Source organism: Methylobacterium sp. GC_Met_2 (genome assembly GCF_026540795.1).
Classification (GTDB): domain Bacteria; phylum Pseudomonadota; class Alphaproteobacteria; order Rhizobiales; family Beijerinckiaceae; genus Methylobacterium.
In genome coordinates, this window is the sequence record NZ_JALNUM010000202.1 from 1 (window position 1) to 5131 (window position 5131).

4 protein-coding genes and 1 pseudogene are annotated in these 5131 nt (G+C 56.7%); 1 reads left to right on the top strand and 4 read right to left on the bottom strand.

Going from position 1 to position 5131, the window contains the following annotated elements; translation table 11 throughout:
* From OXS49_RS32445 to rfbC, 3 genes are all read right to left on the bottom strand, one after another.
* The coding region (locus tag OXS49_RS32445) for a sugar nucleotide-binding protein (protein WP_267428637.1) at positions 1-123 on the bottom strand (123 nt) is incomplete at its 3' end.
* Positions 123-1172 carry a dTDP-glucose 4,6-dehydratase gene (rfbB, locus tag OXS49_RS32450; protein ID WP_267428634.1) on the bottom strand — a complete coding sequence of 350 codons (1050 nt, stop codon included), beginning with the start codon at positions 1170-1172 and terminating at the stop codon, positions 123-125. The genes rfbB and OXS49_RS32445, both read right to left, overlap by 1 nt.
* 91 nt (positions 1173-1263) lie before the next feature.
* On the bottom strand, positions 1264-1815 hold the full coding sequence (gene rfbC / locus OXS49_RS32455) for a dTDP-4-dehydrorhamnose 3,5-epimerase (RefSeq protein ID WP_267428635.1): 552 nt from the start codon (positions 1813-1815) through the stop codon (positions 1264-1266).
* 832 nt (positions 1816-2647) lie between these two features.
* On the opposite strand from rfbC, the pseudogene OXS49_RS32460 reads away from it, so the two are divergent.
* Positions 2648-3711: pseudogene (locus tag OXS49_RS32460) on the top strand (IS630 family transposase).
* A 135-nt stretch (positions 3712-3846) separates the two neighbouring features.
* On the opposite strand, the gene OXS49_RS32465 reads toward OXS49_RS32460, so the two are convergent.
* On the bottom strand, positions 3847-4521 hold the full coding sequence (locus tag OXS49_RS32465) for an FkbM family methyltransferase (protein WP_267428636.1): 675 nt from the start codon (positions 4519-4521) through the stop codon (positions 3847-3849).
* Between the last annotated feature and the right edge of the window lie 610 nt (positions 4522-5131).

The window sequence follows — 5131 nt, forward strand, 5'->3', positions numbered from 1 at the left end:
GCCCGCATCGGTGATGTCGAGCTCGGAGCGGTCCGGCGCGTGGACGGTGACGCCGTCCGGCCAGGACACGGCCCGCAGCTCGGTCCCGACCTGTCCGGCACCGCCGAGGACGAGGACGTCCATCAGGCGTTCAGCCCCAGGCGCTCACCGTTGTAGCGGCCCTCGCGGATCGGGCGCCACCAGCTCTCGTTGTCGAGGTACCACGCGACGGTCTCGTCCAGCGCCTGCTCGAAGGTCTTCTGCGGCCGCCAGCCGAGCTCGGTCTCGGCCTTGGTGCAGTCGATGGCGTAGCGCCGGTCATGGCCCGGCCGGTCGGCCACGAAGCTGATCAGCTGCTCGTGCGGGGCGCTCTGCGGCCGCAGCCGGTCGAAGGCCGCGCACAGGCCCTTGACCACCGCGAGGTTGTTCCGGACCGCCCGGCCGCCGAGCAGGTAGGTCTCGCCGATCCGGCCGCGCTCCAGCACGGCGACGAGGCCCTTGGCGTGATCCTCGACGTGGATCCAGTCGCGCTCGTTCTGGCCGTCGCCGTAGACGGGAAGCTTCTTCCCCTCCAGGGCGTTGAGGATCATCAGCGGGATCAGCTTTTCGGGGAAATGGCGCGGGCCGTAATTGTTCGAGCAGTTCGTCACCAGCACCGGCAGGCCGTAGGTCTCGTGCCACGCCCGGGCGAGGTGGTCGGAGGCCGCCTTCGAGGCCGAGTAGGGCGAGCGCGGATCGTAGCGGCTCTCCTCGGTGAAGAAGCCGCCCGGCGGAAGCGAGCCGTAGACCTCGTCGGTGGAGACGTGAAGGAACCGGAAGCCTTTTTTGTCCGCCTCCGACAGGGATTCGTAGTGGCCGCGGGCGCCGTCCAGCATGGTCTGGGTGCCGATCACGTTGGTGCGCACGAAGGCGCCCGGATCGGTGATCGAGCGATCGACATGGCTCTCGGCGGCCAGATGCATCACCGCCTGCGGCTTGAACTCGGCGAAGGCCTTCTGCACGGCGGCGTGGTCGCAGATGTCGGCTTCCTTGAGGCGATGACGCGGGTTGTCGGCGAGCGGGGCCAGGGAGATCGGGTTGGCCGCGTAGGTCATCGCGTCGAGGGTGCAGACCTCGTGTCCGAGATCGTTGACGAGGTGCAGCACCAGCGCCGAGCCGATGAAGCCGCAGCCTCCGGTCACCAGGATGCGCATGGCAGGATACCTCTTCAGGATCGTCAAAACGGATTGGCCGGGGTCAGAAGACGGCCCCCGTGACTAAATTACGGCCGCGGGGCCGCCGCGGTCAGAAGACGGGGCCGAGATCGGCCAGTTTCGGCGCGCGGCGATCCTTGTCGGATAGGATAGCGGCCTCGGCCGAGACCGGCCACGAGATCCCGATTTCAGGGTCGTTCCAGGCGAGGGACCGGTCATGCTCGGGACTGTAGTAGGCGTCGACCTTGTAGGCGACCATCACGTCGGGCGTGAGCGTGCAGAAACCGTGGGCGAAGCCGTGCGGGATGAAGAGCTGCGCACCGGTCTCGGCGTCGAGCGTCACGGCCACGTACTTGCCGTAGGTCGGCGAGCGGCTGCGGATATCGACCGCCACGTCGAGGATGGCGCCCTGCAGGACACGGATGAACTTGGCCTGCGCTTGGGGGGCGATCTGGAAGTGCAGGCCGCGGATCGTGCCCTGCGGCGCCGAGAAGGACTGGTTGTCCTGAACGAAGGTGTTGGTGATGCCGGCCCGTTCCATGGCGTCGATGCGGAACGTCTCGGAGAACCAGCCGCGCGCGTCGCCGAGGCGCTTCGGCACGATGCGCTTCACGTCCGGAATCTCGGTGTCGATGACGTCCATACCAGCGTCCTTGTCGTTTAAGTTAACACGAAGCTGTATGGAGATGGCCGAAGCACTCTGCTGCCTTCACCTGAATCTTCGCCGGAGTCAAGGCGAGAAATATTGCTAACATCGTTCTATTGAGATACCCTTCAACCCATGACTAAATAAAAACGGGTCAACCTTTGATAGATATAGGGTAAGCATTGCGATTGATAATCGATCCATTGTTGCAATTTTATTAAGTTAAAATACTTGAAATTTCCCTTTTATTTACTAGAGCAATCTAAATATACTGGGATTATGATATATATTTCTCGTTGCAGGACAGCCATAATCCGTGAATTCTGGATAATATAATTTTACTAATTAAATAACCGATATAATTGGATTAATGTCATTTGTTTGTCGACCTGCTTCAAGAAGCCCGCAAGAATTTCCAACGAAAGGCCCTCATCAGCCTGATCAAATTAGAATCACCTATCATTTTTTTCTTCGCACAGAGTATATTGACATTCTAAAATGCAATAGTCTATACGGGATCCTGATGTATAAGCGACCCCGTATGAGACAAAAACACAACCGCGGGACTGACAGCTGCAAACTCCCAGCCATTCTCGGGCGGTATTACAATGGAGCCTTATGGCGGGTTACTCTGGAGGATCTCGGTCCGTTGGGTCGGGCGCCCCAGATCTCCATCCACTGATCGCACACTGGCAATTAGAAGCGCCTCCTCGACCTTGTTCAGAAGCGCGGCGTTAAATTCGGAATGATGCTCATCGACAGCGCGAACGCTAGTGCAGTGACGCGGACAGAGGATTCACGCGGGCGGTGAGGCGTGCGAGTCTGGGCTATGGCTCAGACGGTATGCGTGCTCTTCAATTGGACCGACGCGGAACGGTTGGCTGCGATCGCCAGCGACCGCTCCCGTCCGCTCAAGCACACCCAGCGCGCCCGCATCGTCCTGCTTTCGGCCGAGCGCTTGATTGTCCAAGACGTCGCCCGGCGTGCCGGCGTCAGCCGCCCGGCTGTGTGGCGCTGGCAACAGCGCTACGCCGAGGCGGGTGTCGAAGGTCTACTGCGCGATAAGACACGCCGCCCGGCATGCCGCCTCATTCGGCCGAGACGGTGGCCGAGGTTCTGGCGCTGACCTGCTCGGAGCTGCCAGGCGAGGTCACCCACTGGACTGGCCGGGCCGTGGCCCGCGCGGACGGGATCTCGTTGTGCGCCGTGCAGCGGAACTGGGACGTTCACCGCCTCCAGCCCCATCGGCTGCGCACTTTCAAGCGCTCGCGCGACCCAACCTTCGCCGCCAAGGTAGAGGATGTCATCGGCCTCGACATGGCCTCACCCGCCCACGCAGTGGTGCTATCCATCGATGAGAAGAGCCAGATCCAAGCTCTGGAGCAGCCCCGTCCCAACCGTCCACTCGCCCCCGGCCATCTCGCCGCCCAGACCCAAGACTATACCCGTCACGGCACCACGACGCTGTTTGCCGCTCTCGACGTTCTGGCGGGCACCGTGCTTGCCCGCTGCATGCAGCGCCACCGGAACGGTGAGTTCATCCGGATCCTCAAAGCCCTTGAGACCCCCGTCCTGTCCGAGAAGGCGATCCACGCGATCCTCGACAACGTCGCCACCCACAAACATCCGAAGGTGCGCGCCTGGCTGGCCCGGCACCCGCGCTGGACCTTCGACTTCACCTCGGCCTCGTGGCTCAACGCGGTCGAGGGCTTCTTCTCTGCGCTGACCCGGCGTCGGCTGCGGCGAGGCTCCTTCACCGGCTTCGTCGATCTACAGGCGGCTATCAAACGCTACATCGCCGAGCACAACCGGCGCGCCAAACCTTTCGCCAGGACGAAGCCCGCCACCGACATCATTGCCGCCGTGAGCCGATCCCCTGAACTGTCTGTCTGAGTCGATGCACCAGGGCGTTCCCGAGAACTACCTAAGCTAGCATACGAAAGTCTGACGCCAAACATAACTCATATGAAACGCTCATGTGTTCGCCTGGCGGCTATGATCCGAACCCTAGCTTGACCACCCGGCGGTTTAATTCACCAAATCATTCCGTATCAGGCTGAATTCACGCCCCCATGGCGACACGTCGAACACTGAGTATCCAATATTTCTCAATTTTTCCACACGCGAAATGGTATCTATATGCGTTTTGGATACCGCATCCGAGTTGTAGTGAAATTCAACCAATATCTGTCCTGGACGGAAGTCGTTAAACGACATCTCGTCGATTACTTCGAATTCTGAGCCTTCTATGTCCATTTTGAAAATATCTATTTCTCTAGATCCAGCTATCTCGAGTATTCCATTCAGAGTTGTGACCGGACACCTTACGCTACCTCGGCTCTTGTTGAACGCCGAATAGCTATCCCATCCATCCTTAAGAGGAAGCCCAAATTCGATCTCACCTTCAGCTGCCGCAATCCCAATTTGATGTGTATATAATCCTTTGGGCAATGCCTGGCTGTTAACCCACTCAATACTCAAAGGCGTTGGATCGAAAGCATGAACAGTAGCTCCGAACATCTCAATTAGAGCTAAGTCGAAAGTAATATCGCGACCAATTCCAATCGAAATGACGTTCACTTTCAATTTCGAGCTCAAAACATCAGGACAGATGAACCAGCCCCCGTAATTGGATCCTAGTCGAATTCTATTAATATTGCGGTCGACTTTCAGAAAATGATCTTTGCCCACTACCCACTTCATAACTCTCCTACCAAAATATAGACCATTCACCAAAACGGAATCGTTGTACATCTTTTGATTGCCTGAATTGAGCCGGAACGGGGATCTACGACATTCTAGCACTGAATTCGACGGCAGCTCAATCCAGGGACATGCTGTTTTGGATTGATATTGAATTACACAATGAGCAAACAACTAAAATCATAATATCTTCAAATAATCTATATATAATTGGCTCATTAAAATATCCCTTTTGTGGATCATTGAAACATGAAATAAAAATATCCAGCGACAAATTGGTACTATATAGCTAGTCTTGTGGATCGTCAATTGCGATATATATCGTAATCCTTGTTACTGCCTTAATTGAACTAATTATTTTCATTGCTGAAACTTGATATTAGCTGAAGATATTTGACTCGGTAGGTTGGCCTCACGGGGGAATGGAAAACTCGCGATGATTTTGGAAAATTAATCCCGGAAGTTACGCAAAATTTTTTTACACTAGTGTTGGGTTTAATGTCTTAAATCGATATTGTGCTTTATTGAAAGCCGCGGCTTGTAATGCTGTTGACGATGAGTATGAGCGTTCCTGTAAGCAATGCGCCGGAGAGGCGGTTGGAACGTTTAG